Genomic DNA, 23,521 nt, shown 5'->3' with positions numbered 1-23,521 from the left:
GCGGTCGATTTGGCAGGCTTAAGCGATCAGCAAATGTCTTTGATGAACACCTTAGAGCCGCGCTGGTAGTTGTACATGGATTGCCGCTCGAGGGGTAAATCGCTGATGGCGCCGGGTACAAAGCCGTGCTCTAAAAACCAGTGAGCGGTTTGTGTGGTTAAGACAAACAGTGTTTCGATGCCGCCGTCCCGGGCCCGCCGTTCCAGCTGCTCTAACAGCTGTGAGGCCCGGCCCCCTTTGCGGTATTCCGGATGGGTGGCCACGCAGGCCAACTCGGCGATCTGCCCATAGGGGTAGACAGCGGCGCAGGCGATAATAGTGCCGTCTTTTTCCAGGACATTAAATTTGGCGATTTCTGTCTCGAGCAGCTCGCGCGAGCGCCGCACCAGAATACCTTCGGCTTCGAGCGGTTCTATTAGCCCCAAAATACCGCCGACATCGTCGATGGTGGCGCCCCGCAGTTGCTCGTAATGGCCGGAGTACACCATGGTGCCCTGACCATCGCGGGTGAATAGCTCGGCCAGTAGCGCCCCGTCGGTGGTGTAGTTAACCAGCTGGGCGCGTTGCACCCCTTGTAAGCAGCTAAGGTAGGCGCTCTCGAGGGCAAGCTGGGCCAGCTCGCTTGCCTGACCTGTCTGCTCCGCTAAGTGTTGCTTGCATTGCGCCAGCGTAAACTGGCGAATTAGGCGCCCATCGGCGCCGGCGACACCGTCGGTATCACAGTAGGCCAGCAGTTTGTCGGCTTTTAGCGCGATGGCAGCTTGGGTGGCCACGTCGGTGTAAGTCAGGTTAAACACTTCACCGGTCGCAGAGTAGCCGAGGGGCGATAGCAATGCGATTGCGCCGGCGTCCAGCGCACGGGTTAGCTGTGCGACGTTGATGCGGCGTACCTTACCTGTGTGCTGCAAGTCGACCCCTTCGATCACGCCGTGGGGCATGGCCGCCACGTAATTGCCGCTGGCGACCTCGATCCGCGCTCCGTGCATGGGAGAGTTGGGTAAGCCGGTAGACAGCGCCGCCTCCATGGTGATACGGGCCTCGCCAATGGCCTGCAGTACGCCTTGCAGCGATTCGCTATCGGTAATACGCAAATTACGATGAAATTCAGTCGCTCGCTGCTCGCTCGCTAAACGCAGATCGATTTGTGGCCGCGCGCCGTGGACCAGCACTAGCCGCACCCCCAGGCTCGATAGCAGCGCCAGGTCGTGAATGATATGCCCAAAGTTTCCATGGGTAAGCGCTTCGCCTGGCAGCATGACCACAAAGGTTTTGCCGCGGTGGGCGTTGATGTAGGGCGACGAATGGCGAAACCATTTTACGTAGTCCTGTATGTTGCTCACACTCATGTTGTGCCCTTGTGGTTGCTGGCCGTGGCCGCTGAACTGATACAAAAATGATGGATAAGCGAGCGCAGTACGTCAATAGCTGGTGCTAATTGTTCGATGGCAATAAATTCATCCGGTTGGTGGGCTTGGTCGATCGAACCGGGCCCCATCACGACGGCCTGCATATCCAGCTGTCGGTAAAAGGGTGCCTCGGTGGCAAAGCCTACGGCCTCGGCGCTGGCGCCGGTGAGTTTTTCACAGGCGCGCACCAGCTCACTCTCTCTTGGCTGCAACAGTGGGTCGACGCCCTCAAATAAGGTCGAGAACACAATATCAATCTTGCGACGTTCGGCGATGGGTACCAGCCGGCGGTTGATTTCATGGCGCAGTTCATCGTTGTGCATGCCGGGTACCGAGCGCAAATCAAAGTGCAGCTCACATTCGCCACAGATGCGATTGGCACCGTCGCCGCCGTGGATACAGCCTAAATTTAGGGTGGGTACGGCCACGGCAAAGCCTGGGTTATGAAAGCGCTGTTGCAGCTCGCCGCGGTATTGAACCAGCTCTGAGGTGACTTCATGCATGGCCTCTAGGGCGCTATTGCCCAGCGCCGGATTGGACGAATGGCCGCTCTTACCCAGTACCCGGATGGACTCCATCAGAATGCCTTTGTGCATATTGATGGGGCGCATGCCGGTGGGCTCACCCACTACCGCGTAGCGCCCCGGCGCTACGCCAGCATCCAGCAGTGCCCGGGCACCGCTCATGCTGCTCTCTTCATCGGCGGTGGCGAGTACCACAATGGGCGCGTGCAATTGGCTCGGGTCTATATCGCGCACCGCTTCCATAACCGCGGGGAAGAACCCCTTCATGTCGGTTGCACCCAAACCGTATAACTTGCCCTCGCGCTCGGTCAGTGTGAAAGGGTCTGAGCTCCACTGGTCTGCATCGTAGGGCACGGTATCACTGTGGCCGGCGAACACTAAGCCGCCCTCACCACGGCCTAAGGTCGCCAATAAATTGTACTTACCCGGATGCCCGGGTACGGCAATGATATCGGTTTGGAATCCAAGCGCCGCAAAATCCTCGGCTAGTTGGTCAATCACCGCTTTATTGCTGGTGTCCCATTGGGGCAGTGCGCAGCTGACCGATGGCTGAGCCACCAGGCGAGCCAGTGTTTGTGTGTAGCGCTTTAAATCAAACGTCATGGAGGGGGCTCTCGAAGTATGAGTCGAGAGTGTAATACAGCTAGCCTAAACGCAGAAGAGCCCGCTATCGCGGGCTCTTCTGGTGGGCCGTTAATAGGTGCAATTAACTGAACATGCCCTTGAACATAAAGAAGAACAAAATGGCGAGGCCGGCACCGGCCGGTAGGGTCACCACCCAAGACATAAAGATAGAGCCCACCACGCGCAGGTTAAGCGCGCCGATGCCACGTGCCATACCCACACCCAGTACCGCCCCCACCAGCGTGTGTGTGGTCGAGATAGGCAACCCAGTGCCCGAAGCCAGTACCACTGTGGCGGCGGCGGCCAGCTCGGCGGCAAAGCCGCGGCTAGGGGTGAGTTCGGTGATTTTTTTGCCGATGGTGGCCATTACTTTAAAGCCGTAAGTGGCAAGGCCAATAACGATGCCCGCGCCACCGATCAGCAGCACCCAGCTGGGCATAACGGATTTGGCCTCGATGCCGCCCGTTTTAATGACGTTGATGATGGCCGCTAACGGCCCTACCGCGTTGGCTACGTCGTTAGAGCCGTGGGCAAAAGCCATCGCACAGGCGGTGAAGACCATTAAGATGGCAAACAGACGCTCGACACTGGCAAAACGATTGCCCGCTTCGCTGGCTTCATCACGTTTGATTTTTCTAAGAAAATAAATCCCCACGGCCGCTACCAGGCAGCCGACGATGGCCGCGATACCCGCACTTTGAACGAAGTTTAAGTCGAGCCCGGAGTCTTTAAAAACATGCTTTAGGCCCTTCAGGATTGTTACCATCGCAATTAAAAAGCCAACGGCAAACATATAAAAAGGAATGTAGCGTTTGGCGGACGCGAATGGGTCTTCGGTGTTGAGAATCAGCCGCTGCACAGAGCGGAAGATAAAAAATGCGATGGTGCCGGCGAGCACAGGTGACACCACCCAACTGGCGACAATGGACATTACCTTGCCCCAGGCCACTGCTTCGACCGATATTCCCACGGCCGCAAAGCCGACGATGGCCCCGACGATGGAGTGGGTGGTGGAGACTGGCCAGCCCACAATACTGGCGATCATCAGCCAGGTGCCCGCGGCCAGAAGGGCCGATAGCATCCCGTATACCAATAGCTCCGGCGAGCCTGCCATCACCGCCGGGTCGACAATTCCCTTGCGAATGGTAGAGGTAACCGCCCCACCGGCGAGGTAAGCCCCCAAAAATTCAAAGATCATGGCGATCACAATCGCCTGTTTAATGGTCAGTGCTTTAGAGCCAACCGATGTGCCCATGGCGTTGGCGACATCGTTGGCGCCGACCCCCCAGGCCATAAAAAAACCAAACACGCAGGCAAGTATGAGTAGAATCTGGCCGTATTCTGCAATAACGGTCATGTGTGTATCCCCAGTCGTTTTATTGGTGCAAATTCAGGCGGCGTACCGCCGCATGTTAGCGCGCCAGCAGCAAATGTAGACGGCTACCCACGGCTTGGGCGCGGTCAGCCAAATCGCCAATCCAGTCGATGACCTGATACAGGAACATCACGTCGACGGGAGGCCACTCAGATTCAAGTTTAAACAGCGCCGAGCGGATTTCGACTTGTAGGCTGTCATTTTGACGCTCGTACTGGTCGAGTTTTTCAATCATATCTTCCACCAGTGTCAGCTCGCGGCCACTGAAACCGGCCTCGAGCAACTCGTCGAGCTCGTTGATGGCTGTGAGCGCTTGCTCGGCGGTGCGCTGGCCGGACTGTACAAAGTCGATAAACAGCTGTTGCAGTGAGGCAGGAATACGCATTTTTCGCCCTAACATAATACCAGCGATGTCCTGCGCTTTATTGGCGATGCGATCCTGCATGCTCAAAAGCTCCAACAGGTCAGTGCGCGGTACCGGTAAAAACAGGCTTTTAGGCAGGTGCAGGCGCAGCTGCTTTTTCATGTCATCTGCCTGATGCTCCAGCTCAACAATGGCTTCCTGGGTGGCGCGAGCCTGCTCCCAGTCGTCGTTAATGACGGCTTCAAAAAAGCTCACCAGCTTGCTTGAGGCGTTGACGGCCACGGCCATATGCTCTTGCATCGGCTTAATGGGCGAGCGTCCAAACATGTTGGAAAATGGATTACCAAGGGCCATAGAATGTCTTCCTTCCGTAAAATGAGCGCGCAGTATAAAAATATCTGTGCGTCAGGTCACCCGTTAAGGCATATTTGTCTTCAGCTTGAGCGGCACGCCGCCGTGACGCCCGGCGCCGATGCAGGCTACAATCGGCGCTGACACGTAGGTTGATGGAGTAAGGTATGACGCAAAAGGTAGCGACTGACCGGGTGCTGGATTTGCGCTCGCTGCTGAATGATTTGGTGAGCGAAGGCCGCATGAGCCAGGAAGACGCCAACCTGCTGCAAGGCGCCAACCGCAACCGCCAGCAAGCAGCTATGCACCCTCTGGCGTATATCGCCAGCCAGTCGGTTGAGGATCTAACCCGCCCCAACAAGCTGCTCGACGGTGAAACCCTTACCCACTGGCTGGCCGAGCGCGCTGGGCTACCAGTCGTGCATATCGATCCGCTCAAAATTGACGTCTCCCAAGTGACCTCGGTGGTCTCTTATGCTTTTGCTAAACGCCACAGTATCCTGTGCGTTGACGTAACTCCCGACGAAGTCGTGATTGCCTGCGCCCAGCCTTTTGTGGCCGGCTGGGAGCCCCAGGTCGAGCACGTGGCTCGTCGGCAGGTGCGGCGAGTGTTTGCCAATCCGGCCGATATTGATCGCTTCAGTATAGAGTTTTATACCTTGGCGCGCTCAGTCTCGGGCGCCAGTGGCGGCCCCGGGGGCTCCGGCGCGACCAATTTTGAGCAGCTGGTCGAGCTAAAAACGCTGGGTGACCCGGATGCCGACGACAAACACGTGGTCAATATTGTCGATTGGTTGTTACAGTATGCTTACGATCAGCGCGCCAGTGATATCCATATCGAGCCGCGCCGTGAGGTGGCGCGTATCCGCTTTCGTATCGACGGTGTGTTGCACGACGTCTACGAGCTGCCGGCATCGGTGGCAATGGCGGTGACCAGCCGCTTTAAAGTATTGGGACGCATGAACATCGCCGAGAAGCGCAAGCCCCAGGACGGCCGCATCAAAACCCGCCGCAGTGACGACAGTGAGGTAGAGCTGCGCTTGTCCACCCTACCTACCGCGTTTGGCGAAAAGCTCGTGATGCGGATCTTTGACCCCGAGGTACTGTTGCGCAGCTTTCACGATTTGGGCTTGGTGGGCGACGACTTTGCCCGCTGGGAGGGCATGACCAGCAAGCCCAACGGTATCGTGCTGGTGACCGGCCCGACCGGCTCGGGTAAAACCACCACGCTTTACTCATCCCTGCGCAAGCTGGCCACCAGCGAGGTGAATGTCAGCACCATCGAAGACCCCATCGAAATGGTGGAAGAGAGCTTCAACCAAACTCAGGTGCACCACAAAATCGAGCTCAATTTTGCCGCCGGTATCCGCACCTTAATGCGGCAGGACCCGGACATCATTATGGTGGGCGAGATGCGTGATCTGGAGACCTCGCAAATGGCCGTGCAGGCTGCGCTCACCGGCCACCTGGTGTTGTCCACGTTACACACCAACGACGCACCCGCCACCGTGGCGCGTCTGTTAGATTTGGGGGTGCCGGCGTACCTTATTAACGCCACCTTGCTCGGAGTGATGGCTCAGCGTTTGGTGCGTACCCTGTGCCCGCACTGCAAAGAGCCGGGCACGATTCCGCAAAAAGAGTGGGGCGCGTTGGTGATGCCCTGGAAGGTGAATATGCCCGAGGTGGTGTACCGCCCTGTGGGATGCCTGGAATGTCGCAATACCGGTTATCTGGGGCGCCAGGGAATTTTTGAGATTCTGGTGTTATCCGATAGCCTAAAACAGTTAATTACCGAGGGGTGCGATTTACAAGCATTGCGCAAGCAGGCCATGCGCGAGGGGATGCGCACATTGCGTTTATCCGGTGCGCAAAAAATTGCCGCCGGTTTAACCACCCTGGAAGAGGTGCTGCGAGTCGCCCCGCCGCAGTCAAATTAAAACATTAGGAGCAACCATGAGCGAGCGATGGACCCTGCCGGCAGAATTAACAGCCAGTGCCGATAGTTGGCTCGAGAAGCTGCAAGAAGCCCTGACCCGTGAGGGCATTGAACACCCTGAGGCGTTACTTGAGGGCGTCCCGGATGCTCCCGATGCCTCTGAATTTACCGCGCAGCTGCGCTATGTATTGGCAACCAGCGAGTTTGTGGCAAAAACCCTAAGTATTAATCCCGCGCATTTGGTCGCTCTGGCGAGCGGCGAGTTGTTTCGTACGCAAACAGACGCCGACATCGAGGCGCTGGCGACCGAGTTGGCCGAGTGCGCCGATCAGCCCGCGCTCGATCGCGCCCTAAGATTGGCGCGCAACCGGGCCATGGTGCGCATTATATGGCGCGACTTTACCCGCGCCGCCAGCATGAGTGAAACCACCGCCGAGCTGTCGGCACTGGCCGATACTATGATTCACGGCGCGCTCAATTGGCACTACCGTGCGTTGATCGAGCGCTATGGCGAGCCTGTGGGGCAGAGTTCGGGAGTGGTTCAGCCGCTAGTGGTGTTGGGGATGGGCAAGTTGGGCGCCCGCGAGCTAAATGTTTCCTCCGATATCGATTTGATTTTCTCCTACCCCGAGGCGGGTGAAACCAACGGCGATAAAAAAACCTTAAGCAATCAGGAGTTTTTTATCCGCCTGGGGCAAAAACTGATCCAGAGCCTGGATGCCAACAACGCTGACGGCTTCGTGTTTCGCGTTGATATGCGGCTGCGTCCGCACGGGCAAAGTGGCGCTTTGGTGCAAAATTTTGATGCCATGGAAAGCTATTACCAATCTCAGGGGCGCGACTGGGAGCGCTATGCCATGATCAAGGCGCGGCCGGTGGCGTGGGTCGACGGGGGGGAGCAGGCCTGCACCGAGCTTATGCAGCTGCTGGCCCCTTTTACCTATCGCCAGTACGTCGACTTTAGTGTGATTGAATCGCTGCGCGCCATGAAGGGCCTGATTAACCGTCAGGTGCAGCGCAAGGGCATGGACTCTGACGTAAAGCTCGGCGTAGGCGGTATTCGCGAGGTTGAGTTTGTCGTACAGCTGTTTCAGCTGATTCGCGGCGGACGTGATTTAGCCCTGCGCGAGCGGCAGGTGTGTAAGTTGTTGCCATTGCTGGAGCAGGAGAAATACCTACCCGAAGGGGCGGGCAAGCAGCTGCTCGACGCCTACGTTTTTTTGCGCAACACCGAGCACGCGATTCAAGGGTATCAGGATCGCCAAACTCAGTCGTTGCCCGCCGATGAGCTTGGATGCTTGCGCTTGGCGCGGGTAATGGGCTATCCCGATTGGGAGGCGTTTTTTACGGAACTTGAAATGCACCGCGAGCGGGTTAATAACGAGTTTCAGCAGGTCATTGCCGACCCGGACTCGGAGCACGAGGTGGACAGCGAGTCGCTGGACGCCTGGTTCTCGGTGTGGGAGGCGACGGGCCCGGACGAGCAGGCGCTTGAAGTGTTGCGCGAGGCCAACTGGGTAAACGCAGAGCGTGTGCTTGCCCTGTTGGAGGATCTGCGCCAGAGCCGCCCGGTACTGTCGATGCAGGCATCAAGTCGCACGCGGTTGGACGCTTTTATGCCACGCTTGCTGCACGCGCTGGATCAGGCGCCCGAAATTGAAGCGGCCGAAGGGCTCAAACGGGTGCTGCCGTTCGTCGAGGCTGTCGCGCGACGCAGCGCCTATTTGGTGTTGCTGGTGGAAAACCCAACGGCCATGCAGCAGTTGGTAAGACTCAGTGCCGCTAGCCCCTGGATTGCCGATCAGCTGGCAGCGCATCCGATTTTGCTCGATGAACTGCTGACCCCAGAAAGCCTCTATGCGCCGCCAGCCAAAGATGAGCTGCGCGATGAGATGCGGCGCGAAGTGCTGCGCATGAGCTGGGACGACTTAGAAGGGCACATGGAGTCGCTGCGTTATTTTCGCTCGGCCCACGCCCTGCGGGTGGCTGCCAGTGAGGTCACCGGTGCGCTGGCGTTGATGAAGGTCAGCGATTATCTGACGTACATCGCCGAGGTGATTTTAGAGCACGTATTGGCCGTCGCCTGGGAGAATATGGTGGCGCGCCACGGTTACCCCTGTAGTAAAGGCGGCACTCAAGAGCGCGCTCCTAACCTAATTGTTGTCGGCTACGGCAAGCTCGGCGGCATCGAGCTGGGCCACGGCTCGGATCTGGATTTGGTGTTTATTCACGATACTGACACCCAGGGTAGTACCGACGGCGATAAGTCGGTCGATAACCAGACGTTTTATACGCGCCTGTGCCAGCGCATGATTCATATCATTACCACGCAAATGGCCTCGGGTCAGTTGTATGAGGTGGACATGCGCCTGCGTCCGTCCGGCAACTCTGGGATGCTGGTGACCTCGCTGGCGGCGTATGAAAAATACCAGTTTACCGAGGCCTGGACCTGGGAGCATCAGGCGGCGGTGCGGGCTCGTCCGGTGGCTGGGGATGAGGCGCTGATGGAGCGCTTTGCTAAAGTGCGCGAGGCGGTGCTGGTTAAACCGCGCGATGAGGCCGCGCTGCGCCGCGATGTTATCGAGATGCGCGAGAAAATGCGCGCGCACTTGGGTAGCGCTAAAGGCAACGGACAATTATTTCACCTTAAGCAAGATGCTGGAGGTATCGTCGATATTGAATTTATGGTTCAATATGCCGTTTTGGCGTGGGCCCAAAAAGCGCCCGAGCTTACCCAGTACACGGACAACATCCGGATCCTGGAGACACTGGAGCAAGTTGGCCTAATGGCCGCTGAGACAGTTGCCCAACTGATTGAAGCCTACAAGGCTTATCGGTCCACCGGACACCGCCTTGCGTTACAGCGCCAGGAGGCGGTACTGCAAGGCGAAGATGAGTTTTCCAGCGAACGTCGGCAAGTGATTGATGTGTGGCAGGCGTTAATGCTGAGTCCGGATCAAACCTAACGGCTCGCTGAAACCATCGCGCCCTTCCCTTATTTTACTGTGAATATTTTTAGGAGTTGGCTATGTCATTTGCCGATCGCGACGGCGTAATCTGGCTGGATGGCGAACTGGTACCCTGGCGCGATGCGCGGGTACACGTACTGACCCACACCCTGCATTACGGCATGGGTGTGTTTGAAGGGGTTCGTGCTTACGAAACTGCCGAAGATGGCACTTGTATTTTTCGCCTTAAAGAACACACCGACCGGTTGTTCCGCTCGGCTCACATTATGCGTATGAAGTTGCCCTTCGATAAAGAGCAGCTGAATGCCGCGCAAAAGCAAGTCGTACGGGAAAATAACCTGCACGAGAGCTACCTGCGCCCCATGGCTTTTTATGGCTCAGAGGGTATGGGCCTGCGCGCCGATAATCTTAAGGTGCATGTGATGGTGGCGGCCTGGGATTGGCCCTCTTACATGTCGCCCGAGGCACGCGATCTGGGTATTAAGGTGCGCACCTCAAGCTACACGCGCCACCATGTGAATATCTCCATGTGTAAAGCGAAAGCCAATGGCCACTACATTAACTCGTTGCTGGCGCTGCAAGAGGCGCTCGACAGCGGTTGTGAAGAAGCGCTGCTGCTCGATAACGAAGGTTATGTGGCCGAGGGCAGTGGCGAGAATGTTTTTGTCATTCGCGACGGTATTATTTACACCCCCGAGCTCACCTCTTGCCTGGACGGGATTACCCGCAATACGATTTTTGCCCTCGCGGCCGAATGCGGCTACGAAGTGCGTGAAAAGCGTATTACCCGCGATGAAGTCTATGTGGCCGATGAAGTCTTCTTTACCGGTACCGCGGCTGAAGTGCTGCCAATTCGCGAGCTGGATGGCCGCGCCATTGGTGAAGGTAAGCGCGGGCCTATGACCACGGAGCTACAAGGCTTGTACTTTGATGCGGTTAAAGGTCGTTTGCCGCAACACAAAGGCTGGCTGGCCCCTATTGCAGGTTAATTGCGCCGGTGAGTAAGCCTCGTTCAACCGCCCGTACCCTGATTGTCGGCCCCTCGTGGGTCGGCGATATGGTGATGGCGCAGAGCTTAATGATGCTGTTGCGCCAGCAGCGCCCCGACACCCCCATCGATGTTTTAGCCCCCGCCTGGAGTCGCCCTTTAACAGAGCGCATGCCCGAGGTCGATACCAGTATTGATATGCCCCTGGGGCACGGTCAGCTGATGCTGGGTGAGCGCTACCGACTGGGCAAAGCGTTGGCAAAGCGTGGCTACGACAGAGCTTTTGTACTTCCCAACTCTATTAAGTCTGCTTTGGTGCCGGCATTTGCCGGTATCGAAACGCGTACCGGTTGGCGCGGTGAAATGCGTTTTGGTTTACTTAATGATATTCGCAAGCTCGATCCCGAGCGCTACCCGCTTATGGTCGAGCGTTTTGCGGCGTTAGCGTTTGCCCCCGGTGCCGCTTTGCCAGAGGATATACCTCGCCCGAGTTTACAGGTGGCGTCAGAGAGTTTACCCGCCCTGTGCGAGCAGTATGGCCTGACTCTGGATCGGCCCGTATTGGCGCTGTGTCCGGGCGCTGAATTTGGCCCGGCCAAGCAGTGGCCGGCCGAGCACTATGCTGAGGTGGCTACCAAGGCGATCGCCTCGGGCTGGCAGGTGTGGTTGTTCGGTTCAGAGAAAGACCGGGCCGTAACCACTACCATAAGCGACCTGGTGCCCCAATCAGAGCGGCAAGCGTGCCACTCGCTGGCCGGGCGCACCAGTTTGGCCGATGCCATAGACTTAATGGCGACGGCGGGGGCAGTGGTCAGCAACGACTCTGGCTTGATGCATATTGCCGCTGCACTTGGGTTGCCACTTGTGGCGGTTTATGGTTCGACCTCGCCTAGCTTTACCCCGCCGTTGAGTGATCGCGTCGCCGTGGTCTCGGAGGCGCTCGAGTGCCAGCCCTGCTTTAAGCGTGAGTGCCCACTGGGGCATTTGCGCTGCTTGCGCGAGCTGAATCCTGCTCGGGTGATGCGTGCATTAACGGATTTGACCGACGGCGCTATTGCACCCTGATGTTACAGTTTTTCACACTGATTGAGCTGGTGTTGCTATCCGGTTGGGGCGTTTTGTGCTTCAATACGCCAGCGTTTGGTCATAGCTTTGTCATGTTGTGGCGTGGACGCTCGTTCGCGTTATAAGTCTGTAAGCTGTTGATGGCATCGAGTGCAACAATACGCAGCATTGCATAGGTGTAGGTGAGATTAATTAATGAAACCGACAGTCGCCGCTGAATTTGTTGCGCCTTTTACGCCGCTATGTCGTTATGCTTCTTACTCTGTTGCCGCGGCCGCTGCGCTTTGTCTGGCGATTCCCTCTGGTTATTCCTACGCTCCGGCTTTGCTGTTTCTGTGCGGTTTACCCATCTTATTAATAAAGCGGCCGCGCCTGGGCCTTGAGCGCTCTGACTGGTTGCTGATTACGACATTGCTGTTTTACTTCGCGGCCTCAGGGGTTATCAGTGCCTACCATCAGCTGGCCGGTAGCTCGTTTGAGGAGCCGAGCCGCTTCCTGCTGATTATTCCGGTTTTGTTGTATTTGTTGGCGTACCCTCCACGAGAGGAGTATTGGTGGGGAGCGCTGGTCGTGGGTACGCTGGCCGGTGGCTCCTTGGCTCTGTGGCAGATGTTGGTTGAAGACCGGCACCGTGCAGGGGGCTTTATGAATCCCATCCAGTTTGGCAACTTATCGCTGCTGATGGGGGTGCTGTGCTTGACGGGTATTGGCTGGGCGCGCCAGCAGCGCAACGCTACCTACTGGTATGTCGCGCTGTGTTTTGCGGCGGTTGCCGGAGCGATTGCCTCGCTGGTCTCCGGTGCGAGGGGCGGCTGGTTGGCGCTGCCGGTAATGCTGATGTTGCTGTATGTGTCCTATCGGCGCTATTTGCCGAGACGCACATTAGCGCTGGCCCTGGCGGTGCTAGCGGTGGGGCTAACGGTGATGTACCTGGTACCGCAAACGGGAGTTCAGGCTCGTATTGATCGCGCGATGGAAGACGTCCAGGATTATTCTAACGGCGTGCGTATGAACAGCTCGGTGGGAATGCGCCTCGAAATGTGGAGTGCCGGCACCGAGCTGGCGGTACAAAAGCCGTTGCTGGGGTGGGGCGAGTCGGCCTACGGACAGAAGCTCACCGGACTGATCGATGACGACCGCTCGCGGATGATTATTAGCCATTATACCCATGTGCATAGTGATGCTCTGGACGTATTTTTGCGCCGCGGTTTGATTGGTTTATTCGCTTTATTACTGGTTTATGCTGTGCCGTTTACACTGTTTGCACGAAAATTTATACGCGGTGGTGCGGGTGATTGTTACGCCGCCGCGGGAATGATCCTGTGCTCATCGATCGCTATCTTTGGCTTGACTCAGGCGTTTTTTCGCCATAACAGCGGCGTGACTGTGTACTTGTTTTACATGGTGGTGCTGTGGGCGTATTTGCGCGCTGCCGAGCGGCGCACGGTAGCCTCCTATGTGAAACGAAGTGGTGTCGCGCCCCTTGAACCGGCCCCCGAGGCTCACCGTGCTGGGTGAGAGCAACAAGCCGGCAGCTGTGCGTTTATCGGCCGTGCTTATCGTCAAAAATGAAGCCGATAAGTTGGCCGATTGTTTGGCGAGCCTGGATTTTGCCGACGAGATTGTGGTGCTGGACTCTGGCAGTGACGATGCGACGGTTGCGATCGCCGAGCGATATGGCGCTCGGGTGACGGTTAATACGGATTGGCAGGGCTTTGGTGTACAGCGCCAGCGTGCGCAAGCGTTGGCACGCGGTGATTGGGTGTTGATGATCGATGCCGACGAGCGTGTCACCCCTGAGCTGCGTGCCAGCATTGAAGCCGCTCTTGCCGGCCCTTCCGCTATCTATTATCTAAACCGCTTAAGCTGGTGTTTTGGTCGCTATATGCGGCACACCGCCATGTACCCCGATTGGATTCCCAGGCTGTATCCGCGTACTCTTGCGGGCTTTGACGATACCCGAGTGCACGAGCGCTTGTGTAACCGGGATAATTTACCGGAGCATCGCCTGGCGGGTGACTTGCTACACTTGGTGTATGACAACGTACGTCACTTAGTGAACAAGTCGGCCCTGTATGCAGAGCAGTGGGCCATTGCCCGCGCCGAGGCCGGACGCACCTGTTCGCTGTGGTCTGCGTTCGGTCACGGATTCTCGTGTTTTGTACGGATGTACCTGTTGCGCCGGGGGTTCCTCGATGGCGGTCAGGGTTTTTTAATCGCGGTGGTGATGTCCCACTCGACTTTTGTAAAATACGCCGATCTTTGGGTGCGTTCCCGCTCCCAGCCCCATTCACCCTGAACCTGAAGGGCCTATGAGTCGCAAACACACCAATAACCCCAATGCTGCATCGGAGACGGCTTCGCTGACGGTGTACCTCAGGCTTTTGGCCTATCTTAAGCCGCACCGGACGCTGTTTATTTTTAGTGTGTTGGGCTTTCTCGTTTACTCGGCGGCGCAGCCGGCCATGGCGCAGTTTCTTGACTACCTGCTGACCTTTATCGAAGCCGAAGAGCGCGGCCCAGCGTGGGTACCCTCAGCCATTATCCTGGGCATTATTGTGGTACGTGGCATGGGCGGCTTTGTCGGCAACTACCTGATCGCCAAAGTATCGTTTCGCATTGTCGATACGCTGCGGGTGCAGTTGTTTAGCCACATGGTGTATTTGCCGGGTGAGTACTTTGATCGCAATGACTCGGGCCAGCTGATGTCGGTGATCACCTTTAATGTTAATAATGTCACTACGGCCTCGACCGAAGCCTTAAAAACGCTAATTCGCGAAGGCACCACGGTGATTGCGCTACTGGCGTATTTGTTTTACAAAAACTGGGCGCTGACGCTATTAATGATGACAGTGGTGCCGCTGATTGCGGCGTTGGTGGGGTTTGTCGGCAAACGGCTGCGCCGCCTGAGCACCAAGGTGCAACACAGCATGGGTGAGATTACTCAAGTTAGCTCGGAGATGATTAACGGCTACCGGGTGATGCGCAGCTTTGGTGGCGAAGCGTACGAAAAGCGCCGTTTTGCCGAGGCCAGCTGGCGCAATTACCTGCAGAACATAAAAATTGTGTTAACGACCACGCTCAATACGCCACTCATTCAAACTCTGGTGGCGCTATCTATGGGGGCGCTTTTGTGGGTGGCGTTGGGTTATATCGAGATCAACGACGCGAGTGCATTTATTGCTTATTTTATGGCCGTGGGGATGGTGTTAAAACCCATGCGTCAGCTCAGCGAAATTGTGCCGGTAATCCAAAAAGGTGTTGCCGCCGCCGACAGCGTGTTTCAGGTGCTGGACGAAGATACCGAAGAAGACCCTGGTAGTTATCGTGTTGATCGCGTCACCGGACATGTCTCAATTCGCAATTTAAATTTTGCTTATGACGATAACACAACCGTGTTAAAGAATCTGTCATTAGAGGTGAAGGCCGGCGAGACGGTCGCTCTGGTGGGGCGCTCCGGCAGCGGTAAATCTACCCTGGTGAGTGTGCTATCGCGTTTTTATCATCAGTTTGACGGCGCACTTGAGGTGGATGGCGTCAACATTCGCGACTATCAACTGGCCAATTTGCGCGAACAAATTTCTCTGGTAACGCAAAACGTGGTGTTGTTTAACGATACCGTCGCCAATAACATTGCCTATGGTGCGCTGCAGGATATTGGCGCCGACAAAATTCGCGAAGCCGCTGAGCTGGCTTACGCGTTGGAGTTTATCGAGCAGTTACCGCAGGGCTTTGATACGGTCATCGGTGAGGGCGGAACTCGTTTGTCAGGCGGTCAGCGCCAGCGTTTGGCAATTGCCCGGGCCATTTTAAAAGACGCCCCCATTTTGTTGTTGGATGAGGCAACCTCGGCACTGGATAACGAATCCGAGCGTTATATTCAGCAGGCGCTTGAAGCGGTGTCTAAAGGGCGCACGACCTTTGTGATTGCCCATAGGTTATCCACCATCGAACAGGCCGATAAAATTGTGGTGATGGACTCGGGCGAGATTGTCGAGCAGGGTACCCATCAAGAGTTAATGGCCATGAACGGTCATTATGCACGCTTACACAGCGCCTCACTCGATGGCGCATTGGCGCCGCGATAGGCAACTTTTTATTACTCGTCTGGCGAAAAGGGCTTCAGACTATGCAGCTTCCCGCAGCGCGTTTTGATCGTGCACACATCTTGGTTGTTGGCGACGTTATGCTCGACCGCTACTGGCACGGCGACACCTCGCGAATTTCCCCCGAGGCGCCGGTGCCGGTGGTACGCGTCGATGAGACGGATGATCGCGCCGGGGGGGCCGGCAACGTCGCGCTCAACCTTGCGGCGCTTGGTGCCGGGGCTTCACTGATCAGTGTCGTGGGCGCCGATGAGGCCGCCGATGTTCTGCGCGGCCAATTACAGGCGGCCAATATCCGGACTGATTTTCAGGTGGCAGAGAGCAAGCCTACCATCACTAAGTTGCGGGTGATGAGTCGTCATCAACAATTATTGCGGATGGATTTTGAGCAACCTTTTACGGCCGCCGACTCCGCTGAGCTCGCGGTTAAAACAGAGGCCATGTTACCCAGCGTGGGCTCGCTGGTGTTATCTGACTACGCCAAAGGCACTCTGGCGGATTGCCAAGCGTTAATTCGTCTCGCACGAGCACAGCAGGTGCCGGTACTGGTCGACCCAAAAGGCACTGATTTTAGTCGCTACCGTGGAGCTACGCTGTTAACCCCCAATTTACACGAGCTCGAAGCCGTCGTTGGCGCTTGCCCCACCGAGCGTGTACTTGTGGAAAAAGCTTCTGCGCTGATGGCCGAGCTGGATTTACAGGCATTGTTGGTGACCCGTGGCGAGCAGGGTATGACTTTGCTTCGCCCGGGCGAGAGCGAGTTGCACCTGCCAGCGCGTGCGCGTGAGGTGTTTGATGTGACCGGCGCCGGCGATACGGTGATTGCGGTGTTGGCCGCGTCCATTGCCTCGGGCTTTTCATTGGCCGAGGCTACCGGGCTTGCTAACTTGGCGGCCGGCCTGGTTGTAGCCAAGCTGGGTACGGCGACCATCAGTGGGCCCGAGCTGCGCCGTGCTGTGGGCGCTGAGCAGGGCGTGGAGCGCGGTGTGGTCAGTGCCGAGCAGTTGCAGCTGGCGCTATCGGAAGCTCGCGCCCAAGGTGAAAAAATCGTTTTTACGAATGGCTGCTTTGATATTATCCACGCCGGTCACGTCGGTTACCTGGAGCAGGCGCGCACCTTGGGTGACCGCCTGGTCGTCGCGATTAACTCTGATGAGTCGGTACAACGCTTAAAGGGCCCCTCGCGCCCCATTAACCCGGTAGATCGCCGCATGGCAGTATTGGCGGGGCTGGAGGCGGTGGACTGGGTGGTGAGTTTTAACGAGGATACCCCCGAGAATTTGCTGCGCCAGTTGCGTCCGGACGTGCTAGTGAAAGGTGGCGACTATACGGCCGATGATGTGGTTGGTTGGCCTATTGTCAAAGAGTACGGTGGTGATGTGGCGGTACTGCGCTTTTACGATGACTGCTCAACCACCGGGATTATCGAGACCATTACCAACAAACAGCGCTAACGTATTCGTTCTTTGAATCGCGGTAATAGCCGGGGCGATAAAGGTTTTAGGCCTCGGCGTTTTGTTTTACGGCACCTTTAAACGCGTCGCGGCGATAGATCTGCAAATAACAAAACAGCGCGATAATCAAAGAGTAGGGCGCTCCCAGTTCAAAAACCTCTTCGATGATAGTGGTGTGTACCTCGGTGTGTGCAGTCACATTAACGCCAAATTCACCCAACTTACGGGCGATGCCGTCCAGTGTTCGCGCCACCACCAAAAGGCCTCCGGCACAACAGATACTGATGGCCACCATATTAAACTGCACCGCTCGGGTGAGCAGGGGGCGCAAATACTTGACGATGAGCGCAATGGCCAGCCAGACGACCAGCAGCACCACTACCAGCGTGATGCCCTTTTCGAGTAAAGAAACATCAGGGGAGCGGAAGGTGGCCGATTTGAACAGCCCTAGCGTAGAGTAACGCTTATCAAAATCCAGCTCACGCAAGCCGAGTAAGGTGACGCCTATCATCAAAGGGTAGTGGTGTTTAAGTAAATCCCTTCCGCCCAACACAAGCATTAGGCCGGCACAGATCAGGTATCCCAGTGCCGAGGTGCGGTCGATTAGGCTACCCTCTTGAGCGGCAGCCTGAGTTTGACTGTCATCCAGCTGTAGGTAATAAGCAATAATGGCGAGCAACCCTAGTAACAATAGGGATTGCAGCCAAAAAAAGCGCAGAGGGCGAAACGCAGGGACGGTTTTCATGATAACGGGCCAGTTGAGCAAAAAGTCGGCCATTGTAGCGATAAATGCGTCAAAACGCGAAAGCGCAATGGGCAGGTTAAGGCCGGTATTTAACCTGTTGCAGGGGGGTGCTAGAGCAGTTTAATGACCTGCACGTCCGCGGGCATGCGGCTGGCGCCAGCCGCCTCCAGGGCCGCGAGATAATCTTTCCAGTAGCGGTCTTGGTGTTGAGCAAACTCGTAGAGCTGATCCCAAGTATAAATCCCGGTGTCATGCCCGTCGTCAAATATGAGCTTTACGGCGTAATTGCCGACGGCTTCGATGCGCTTAATATTAACGTCTTGCTTGCCGGTTTGCAGCGTCGCCTGCCCCGGGCCGTGGCCTTTGACCTCGGCGCTGGGTGAGTGAACGCGCAAAAACTCGGCGCTTAAGCGGTAGTGATCGGTGCCGAACTGGATTTCCAGTTCGGCACTTTTGCTGTGCAGCGTTAGACGCTCGGGCGCTCTCATGCTAAGTACCCTTTAAAGGATGTAACGGCTGAGATCTTCGTTTTGCGACAACTCGCCCAGCTGCTGCTCGACGTATTTAGCATCGATTGACACCTCGGAATCACCGCTGCCGGCATCAAACGAGATGTTCTCGAGTAGCCGCTCCAGTAGCGTGTGCAACCGGCGTGCACCGATGTTTTCGGTGCGCTCATTAACGTCGTAAGCCATTTCGGCGATACGCCGAATACCATCGGCGGTAAATTCAATCTTAACATCTTCGGTATTTAACAATGCCTGATGCTGCTCGGTGAGTGACGCTGAAGGCTCGGTGAGGATTCGCTCAAAGTCATCGGGGGTGAGCGCTTGCAGCTCGACGCGGATCGGCAAGCGGCCCTGCAGCTCTGGAATTAAATCCGAAGGCTTACTTAGGTGAAAGGCGCCCGAGGTGATAAACAAAATATGATCGGTTTTTACCATGCCGTGCTTGGTGCTGACGGTGCAGCCCTCGATTAACGGCAGTAAGTCGCGCTGCACGCCTTCGCGCGACACATCGGTGCCACTGCTTTCGCCGCGCTTGGCTACTTTGTCGATTTCGTCGATAAACACAATGCCGTTTTGCTCGACCGACTCGATCGACTGAGCTTTTAAATCTTCGTTGTTTACCAGCTTGGCAGCTTCTTCCTCTTGCAAGGTTTTTAGCGCCTGCTTGACGGTCATTTTACTGGTTTGGGTTTTGTCGTTAGACATGGATGAAAACATATTTTGCAGCTGGCTGGTCATCTCTTCCATACCCGGGGGCGCCATAATCTCTACGCCTACTGGAGTGGCGGAGACTTCGATCTCGATTTCGCGCTCGTCCAATTCACCTTCGCGCAATTTTTTGCGAAAGATCTGCCGGGTGTTTTGGCCGCTGTCGGTTTCTTCGTCACCACGGGCTTTGGGTAGCAATACGTCCAGAACGCGATCTTCAGCGGCTTCGGCTGCACGCAACTCCACGCGCTTCATGGCTTGTTCGCGCTGCATTTTGATGGCGCTTTCAAGCAAGTCGCGGATGATCGATTCAACGTCGCGGCCCACGTAGCCTACCTCGGTAAACTTTGTGGCCTCGACTTTAATAAAGGGTGCATTGGCCAGTTTGGCTAAACGGCGGGCAATTTCGGTTTTACCCACACCGGTAGGGCCAATCATCAATATATTTTTTGGCGTGATTTCGCTGCGCAGGTCGGCGTCTACCTGCATGCGGCGCCAGCGATTGCGCAGGGCGATGGCAACAGAGCGCTTGGCGTCGTGCTGGCCGACAATAAAGCGGTCGAGCTCGTGAACAATTTCACGGGGAGTCATGCTAGACATATCGATAGTACTCGCGGTTTAGTAATCCAGTGTTTCGATGGTCTGGTTGTGATTGGTGTAAATGCAGATGTCGCCGGCGATGCTCAGGCCCTTTTCGACAATGCTGCCAGCGTCTAGCTCGGTGTTATCCAGCAGCGCGCGTGCGGCCGACTGAGCAAAAGCACCACCAGAGCCTATGGCGATTAGGTCGTCCTCGGGCTGAATAACGTCGCCGTTACCGGTGATGATCAGCGAGGCCTCTTTGTCGGCAACGGCTAATAGAGCCTCGAGTTTGCGCAGCGAGCGCTCGGTGCGCCAGTCTTTGGCAAGCTCTACTGCAGCGCGGGTGAGCTGACCATTGTAGGCCTCTAACTTGGCTTCAAAGCGCTCAAATAACGTAAAGGCATCGGCAGTGCCGCCAGCGAACCCGGCCAACACCTGGTCTTTGTATAGGCGCCTGACTTTGCGGGCGTTGCCCTTCATGATGGTGTTGCCCAGTGATACCTGGCCGTCGCCACCGATAACTACGGTGTTGCCACGGCGTACGGAGAGTATGGTGGTGCCTCGGTACTGTTCCACGGAAAGTCCTTTGTGCAATAAAACTGATGCCACCGGCGTGGGTGCCGGTGACTTTGAACTGAATAGATGGGGGCGCACCCGATGATTTCAAGCGCGTGACGGGTGCGTGCTAGTTGCCGGGCTTACGCTTTAGAACCAAGGCGTTGTATTGGTTGGATACCAGTGTTGAGCGCGCTTTGGCTAAACGGCTTTGATTGTCGAACGGGCCTACGACAACCCGGTGCCAGCGCTCGCCATTGTTAATGGTGACGCTTTCGGTACGGGCGTCCAGGTTGAGCAAGATCAGTTGGGCGCGCAGTTTATCAGCGTCATCCGGGCTGCGAAATGAGCCAACTTGCAGTAAATACTCCACCGGTGTCGCCGGTGGGGTGTCGTCGCTACTGCGGGTGGGCTCGGTGGCCGGTACGATCACCTCCTCTTCCTGCAGCAGTTTATAAAAATCAAAGCGGGGCTTCGGCAGAGGCGCTTCTGTCTCGGGCTCCGGCGCCGGGCTTGTTTGTGGCTCAGGGGCTAGGTGCGTTCTTGTGGCAGGCTGAGATGCGCTTTGGCCGGGTGAAATACCCCACAGATACACCAAAAACATAATAAAGGCGCCAAGCATGGAGCCAATAAACAGCCATACCCACCAGGGAATCTGGCTGCGCGGTTGCTGTCGCTTAGGGGCTGGGCGCTTTTTGCGGGCGTAGTCGCGGGTCATGTTGGGTCGCTTAACAGTAAAAGGCGCTATTTTACGGGCGTGTAGGCCGCCGCTGCAATTGCCTAAGTGCAATAAGCGGTAATCAGTTGGCTCAGCTCATTTCTTGAGGGTCAATGTCAATCGCCCAGCGGGTGTCGCGGGTTATTTTTTGCTGGTCGAGAAGGCTGATGAGTTGCCCTATATAAATACTAAGGCCGCGGCGACTTAGCGCCTTAAACTGCAGCAAATAACGAAACCGTTGGCCGCGTTTTTCCATAAGTGCCGGCAGGGGACCAAGGATTTGTATTTGGTGCTCGCTGGGTAGGGTTTCGGCCAGCTCGCGCGCGGTTTGTAAAAAAGCCATGGCGGCGCCCGGGTTGGGAGCGTCAGCGCGCAACAGCGCAAGAAACACGAGGGGGGGCATTAGGGTAAGCTCGCGCTCATCGAGTAGCGCTTGGGCAAAATGGCCATAACCTTGGTTAAGCAGTAATTGCAGTAGCGGGTGGTCGCCGTGCTGGCTTTGCAGGAGCACTTGTCCGGCCTGCTCGGCTCGCCCGGCTCGCCCCGCCACCTGGGTAATCAGCTGCCCCATGCGCTCGGGCCCGCGAAAGTCGGCACTAAACAGGCCGCTGTCGATATCTAAAATAATTACAAGAGTCACTTTGGGAAAGTGGTGACCTTTGGCGAGCATCTGTGTGCCAACTAATATGCAGGGTTCCCCCTCGTGCACTTTATCGATTAGGGCGTCTAGTGAGCCCTTGTTGCGGGTTGAGTCGCGGTCGATACGGATTACCGGTGTGTTCGGAAACCTTTGGCATAAATACTCCTCGCTGCGCTCGGTGCCGGCGCCCAGCGGCTCGAGCCGGGGGCTTTGGCACGACTCGCAGCGTTTTGCCGGCGGGCGCTGGAAGTCACAATGGTGACAGTGCAGGTGGTATGGGTTGCGGTGTAGGGTCAGTTTTGCATCGCAGTGCGGGCAATTAAGTTGGTGGCCGCAGTCGCGGCACTGTAATACTGGCGCAAAGCCGCGGCGATTAAGAAATACCAATGCCTGATTGCCGGCGCCGATGTGCTGCTCTATTGCGCTGAGCGCTTCAGGCGTTAGGCCTTGGTGCTCTTTAACGGATTGGCTGTCGATGACCTCAATGGGGGCGGTGGGGTTGGCGGTTGCCCGCCGGGTGAGCCGTAGGTGTTGATAGCGGCTAGTACGGGCGTTGTGCAGCGCTTCAAGTGAGGGCGTGGCTGTGCCTAATACTAGTGGGATGTTGAGTTTTTGCGCGCGAACGGCGGCCAGGTCGCGAGCCGAATAGCGAAACCCGTCTTGCTGTTTAAAAGAGCCATCGTGCTCTTCATCGACAATAATGAGCGCCGGGTTGGCGAGCGGGGTAAAAATTGCCGAGCGCGTGCCAATAATGACGCGTGCGTCACCACGGCTGGCGCCCAGCCAGTTATTGAGGCGCTCGGTGTCGTTTAGTGCCGAGTGCACGGCGCAGACGCTGGGACCAAAGCGCCGGCGAAAACGCGCCAGAGTTTGTGGTGTTAAACCAATTTCGGGCACCAGAACCAGTGCCTGTGCCTGTGGGTCGTTAGCCAGCGCGCGGGCAATCGCCTGCAAATAGACCTCGGTTTTGCCACTGCCGGTGGTACCATCGAGCAGGTAAATACCAAAGGTCTCCAGGCCGATGGCGTCGAGTGCGCACTGCTGCTCGGGGTTGAGTGTTAACGGCGGTTCACCACGGAATGACGTGACTTCTCGTGCGGGGCGAATAAGTTTTTTATCGGCCAGAGCCCGGAGCGCCTCGCGACTAAACCCCTCGGCCTTAAGTTCGGACCAGCGGTATACGCCGGTTTGTTGTAGCTTTTCGATAAGCTCTGCCTGCCTGCGAGAGCGCTTGAGTGCACCGGAGGGTAGCCCTTGCCCCTCTTCGGTGAGCTCCCACAATTGCGAGCTCGGGTCGTTTTTTAGCTCGGCGGCACTGCCTTGGCGCAGCGCCGCGGGCAGTGCCGCCTGTAGTGCCTCTCCCAGCGGGGCGTGGTAGTAGTCAGCAGCCCAGCGGATAAACTCAAGTAGTTGGGCGGGCAAAAGTGGCTGCGAGTCGATAAGGGCGTCAATGGGTTTAATTTTGTTGGCGTCGAAGTCACATTGGTCGGTGCTGGCGATAACGATGCCCACCAACGCGCGTCCGGCAAATGTCACCCGAACTCGAGAGCCTGCTACGGGCATTGGCGAGGGGGCTAAATAGTGGAACAAACGGCGCAGTGGTACTGGTAGCGCAACAAGCAAGTAGGGTGCGGTGGTTATCATGGACGGCGGGGTCCGGCGGCTGTTTTGTGTGAATGTTCATGTGAATGTTCAGGGCTATAGCTTACTGGATTTGGGCTGGGCTGTGGTGGTTGATGCGGTAAAGCCCCCTATATGGGTAGATTGAGCGGAAAGTGGGCAATTTTACTTGCTTTCGTGTTTTATTCTGCTAGTATCGCCGCTCTCAAAATTTAGTTGCTTTAACCCTGCGGTTCCGTGCTCGGCGAAATGATCGGGTGGCGGAGCACACAACATAGGCGA

General features: G+C 56.7%; 19 protein-coding genes. 9 read left to right on the top strand and 10 right to left on the bottom strand.

Annotated elements, in window-relative coordinates; all coding sequences use genetic code 11:
- Positions 1 to 26 precede the first annotated feature (26 nt).
- The 4 genes from argA to SD69_RS17365 form a co-directional block, all read right to left on the bottom strand.
- On the bottom strand, positions 27 to 1,346 hold the full coding sequence (gene argA / locus SD69_RS17380; protein WP_232301234.1) for an amino-acid N-acetyltransferase: 1,320 nt from the start codon (positions 1,344 to 1,346) through the stop codon (positions 27 to 29).
- On the bottom strand, positions 1,343 to 2,533 hold the full coding sequence (argE, locus tag SD69_RS17375; protein ID WP_052481317.1) for an acetylornithine deacetylase: 1,191 nt from the start codon (positions 2,531 to 2,533) through the stop codon (positions 1,343 to 1,345). Before argE ends, argA begins: the two co-directional genes overlap by 4 nt.
- 103 nt (positions 2,534 to 2,636) lie before the next feature.
- Positions 2,637 to 3,911: an inorganic phosphate transporter gene (locus SD69_RS17370; RefSeq protein WP_041524222.1), complete on the bottom strand. Its 1,275-nt coding sequence runs from the start codon at positions 3,909 to 3,911 to the stop codon at positions 2,637 to 2,639.
- Positions 3,912 to 3,966: 55 nt separating this feature from the next.
- A complete protein-coding gene (locus tag SD69_RS17365) occupies positions 3,967 to 4,647 on the bottom strand; it encodes a TIGR00153 family protein (RefSeq protein WP_041524221.1) in 681 nt (226 codons plus the stop codon).
- 164 nt (positions 4,648 to 4,811) lie between these two features.
- On the opposite strand from SD69_RS17365, the gene SD69_RS17360 reads away from it, so the two are divergent.
- The 8 genes from SD69_RS17360 to hldE all read left to right on the top strand — a co-directional run bounded on the left by SD69_RS17360 (position 4,812) and on the right by hldE (position 17,162).
- The gene (locus tag SD69_RS17360; RefSeq protein WP_041524220.1) at positions 4,812 to 6,581 is read left to right on the top strand and encodes a GspE/PulE family protein; all 1,770 of its coding nucleotides are present in this window, start codon (positions 4,812 to 4,814) and stop codon (positions 6,579 to 6,581) included.
- A gap of 16 nt (positions 6,582 to 6,597) precedes the next feature.
- Positions 6,598 to 9,546: a bifunctional [glutamate--ammonia ligase]-adenylyl-L-tyrosine phosphorylase/[glutamate--ammonia-ligase] adenylyltransferase gene (glnE, locus tag SD69_RS17355; RefSeq protein WP_041524219.1), complete on the top strand. Its 2,949-nt coding sequence runs from the start codon at positions 6,598 to 6,600 to the stop codon at positions 9,544 to 9,546.
- A 62-nt stretch (positions 9,547 to 9,608) separates the two neighbouring features.
- On the top strand, positions 9,609 to 10,538 hold the full coding sequence (locus SD69_RS17350; RefSeq protein ID WP_041524218.1) for a branched-chain amino acid transaminase: 930 nt from the start codon (positions 9,609 to 9,611) through the stop codon (positions 10,536 to 10,538).
- A gap of 8 nt (positions 10,539 to 10,546) precedes the next feature.
- Positions 10,547 to 11,602: a lipopolysaccharide heptosyltransferase II gene (gene waaF / locus SD69_RS17345; RefSeq protein WP_041524217.1), complete on the top strand. Its 1,056-nt coding sequence runs from the start codon at positions 10,547 to 10,549 to the stop codon at positions 11,600 to 11,602.
- 195 nt (positions 11,603 to 11,797) lie between these two features.
- Positions 11,798 to 13,120 (top strand): O-antigen ligase family protein, encoded by a 1,323-nt coding sequence (locus SD69_RS17340; protein ID WP_052481316.1) that lies wholly within the window; start codon positions 11,798 to 11,800, stop codon positions 13,118 to 13,120.
- On the top strand, positions 13,086 to 13,901 hold the full coding sequence (locus SD69_RS17335) for a glycosyltransferase family 2 protein (protein WP_232301233.1): 816 nt from the start codon (positions 13,086 to 13,088) through the stop codon (positions 13,899 to 13,901). The genes SD69_RS17340 and SD69_RS17335 overlap by 35 nt, the downstream gene beginning before the upstream one ends.
- Positions 13,902 to 13,914: 13 nt before the next feature.
- Entirely contained in the window at positions 13,915 to 15,690 is a 1,776-nt protein-coding gene (gene msbA, locus SD69_RS17330; RefSeq protein ID WP_041524216.1) for a lipid A export permease/ATP-binding protein MsbA, read from the top strand.
- A gap of 41 nt (positions 15,691 to 15,731) precedes the next feature.
- Positions 15,732 to 17,162, top strand: a complete 1,431-nt coding sequence (gene hldE, locus SD69_RS17325; protein ID WP_041524215.1) for a bifunctional D-glycero-beta-D-manno-heptose-7-phosphate kinase/D-glycero-beta-D-manno-heptose 1-phosphate adenylyltransferase HldE — start codon at positions 15,732 to 15,734, stop codon at positions 17,160 to 17,162.
- A gap of 46 nt (positions 17,163 to 17,208) precedes the next feature.
- Here the strand turns inward: hldE and SD69_RS17320 are convergent, their stop codons facing one another.
- The 6 genes from SD69_RS17320 to SD69_RS17295 form a co-directional block, all read right to left on the bottom strand.
- Positions 17,209 to 17,907 (bottom strand): hypothetical protein, encoded by a 699-nt coding sequence (locus tag SD69_RS17320; protein WP_157471752.1) that lies wholly within the window; start codon positions 17,905 to 17,907, stop codon positions 17,209 to 17,211.
- A gap of 110 nt (positions 17,908 to 18,017) precedes the next feature.
- Positions 18,018 to 18,395, bottom strand: a complete 378-nt coding sequence (locus SD69_RS17315) for a gamma-butyrobetaine hydroxylase-like domain-containing protein (protein ID WP_041524213.1) — start codon at positions 18,393 to 18,395, stop codon at positions 18,018 to 18,020.
- A 12-nt stretch (positions 18,396 to 18,407) separates the two neighbouring features.
- On the bottom strand, positions 18,408 to 19,724 hold the full coding sequence (gene hslU, locus SD69_RS17310; protein WP_041524212.1) for an ATP-dependent protease ATPase subunit HslU: 1,317 nt from the start codon (positions 19,722 to 19,724) through the stop codon (positions 18,408 to 18,410).
- An 18-nt stretch (positions 19,725 to 19,742) separates the two neighbouring features.
- Positions 19,743 to 20,282, bottom strand: coding sequence for an ATP-dependent protease subunit HslV (gene hslV / locus SD69_RS17305; RefSeq protein WP_041524211.1), 540 nt, complete (start codon positions 20,280 to 20,282; stop codon positions 19,743 to 19,745).
- A 109-nt stretch (positions 20,283 to 20,391) separates the two neighbouring features.
- Entirely contained in the window at positions 20,392 to 20,979 is a 588-nt protein-coding gene (locus SD69_RS17300) for an SPOR domain-containing protein (protein WP_041524210.1), read from the bottom strand.
- A 91-nt stretch (positions 20,980 to 21,070) separates the two neighbouring features.
- Positions 21,071 to 23,263 carry a primosomal protein N' gene (locus tag SD69_RS17295; protein WP_041524209.1) on the bottom strand — a complete coding sequence of 731 codons (2,193 nt, stop codon included), beginning with the start codon at positions 23,261 to 23,263 and terminating at the stop codon, positions 21,071 to 21,073.
- Between SD69_RS17295 and SD69_RS19155 the strand changes: the two genes are divergently transcribed.
- Positions 23,262 to 23,387 (top strand): hypothetical protein, encoded by a 126-nt coding sequence (locus SD69_RS19155; RefSeq protein ID WP_269745028.1) that lies wholly within the window; start codon positions 23,262 to 23,264, stop codon positions 23,385 to 23,387. The genes SD69_RS17295 and SD69_RS19155 overlap by 2 nt on opposite strands.
- The last annotated feature ends 134 nt before the right edge of the window (positions 23,388 to 23,521 follow it).

It is taken from the genome of Gilvimarinus agarilyticus (genome assembly GCF_000832015.1).
Lineage (GTDB): Bacteria > Pseudomonadota > Gammaproteobacteria > Pseudomonadales > Cellvibrionaceae > Gilvimarinus > Gilvimarinus agarilyticus.
Note: the sequence above shows the minus strand (reverse complement) of the source record. Positions and strands in the feature narration are given on the sequence as shown.

Coding starts and splice junctions, on each gene's coding strand:
- argA (WP_232301234.1), bottom strand. CDS start 1,346: ATGAGTGTGAGCAACATACAGGACTACGTAAAATGGTTTCGCCATTCG.
- argE (WP_052481317.1), bottom strand. CDS start 2,533: ATGACGTTTGATTTAAAGCGCTACACACAAACACTGGCTCGCCTGGTG.
- SD69_RS17370 (WP_041524222.1), bottom strand. CDS start 3,911: ATGACCGTTATTGCAGAATACGGCCAGATTCTACTCATACTTGCCTGC.
- SD69_RS17365 (WP_041524221.1), bottom strand. CDS start 4,647: ATGGCCCTTGGTAATCCATTTTCCAACATGTTTGGACGCTCGCCCATT.
- SD69_RS17360 (WP_041524220.1), top strand. CDS start 4,812: ATGACGCAAAAGGTAGCGACTGACCGGGTGCTGGATTTGCGCTCGCTG.
- glnE (WP_041524219.1), top strand. CDS start 6,598: ATGAGCGAGCGATGGACCCTGCCGGCAGAATTAACAGCCAGTGCCGAT.
- SD69_RS17350 (WP_041524218.1), top strand. CDS start 9,609: ATGTCATTTGCCGATCGCGACGGCGTAATCTGGCTGGATGGCGAACTG.
- SD69_RS17340 (WP_052481316.1), top strand. CDS start 11,798: ATGAAACCGACAGTCGCCGCTGAATTTGTTGCGCCTTTTACGCCGCTA.
- msbA (WP_041524216.1), top strand. CDS start 13,915: ATGAGTCGCAAACACACCAATAACCCCAATGCTGCATCGGAGACGGCT.
- hldE (WP_041524215.1), top strand. CDS start 15,732: ATGCAGCTTCCCGCAGCGCGTTTTGATCGTGCACACATCTTGGTTGTT.
- SD69_RS17320 (WP_157471752.1), bottom strand. CDS start 17,907: ATGAAAACCGTCCCTGCGTTTCGCCCTCTGCGCTTTTTTTGGCTGCAA.
- SD69_RS17315 (WP_041524213.1), bottom strand. CDS start 18,395: ATGAGAGCGCCCGAGCGTCTAACGCTGCACAGCAAAAGTGCCGAACTG.
- hslU (WP_041524212.1), bottom strand. CDS start 19,724: ATGTCTAGCATGACTCCCCGTGAAATTGTTCACGAGCTCGACCGCTTT.
- SD69_RS17300 (WP_041524210.1), bottom strand. CDS start 20,979: ATGACCCGCGACTACGCCCGCAAAAAGCGCCCAGCCCCTAAGCGACAG.
- SD69_RS19155 (WP_269745028.1), top strand. CDS start 23,262: ATGGACGGCGGGGTCCGGCGGCTGTTTTGTGTGAATGTTCATGTGAAT.
- SD69_RS17295 (WP_041524209.1), bottom strand. CDS start 23,263: ATGATAACCACCGCACCCTACTTGCTTGTTGCGCTACCAGTACCACTG.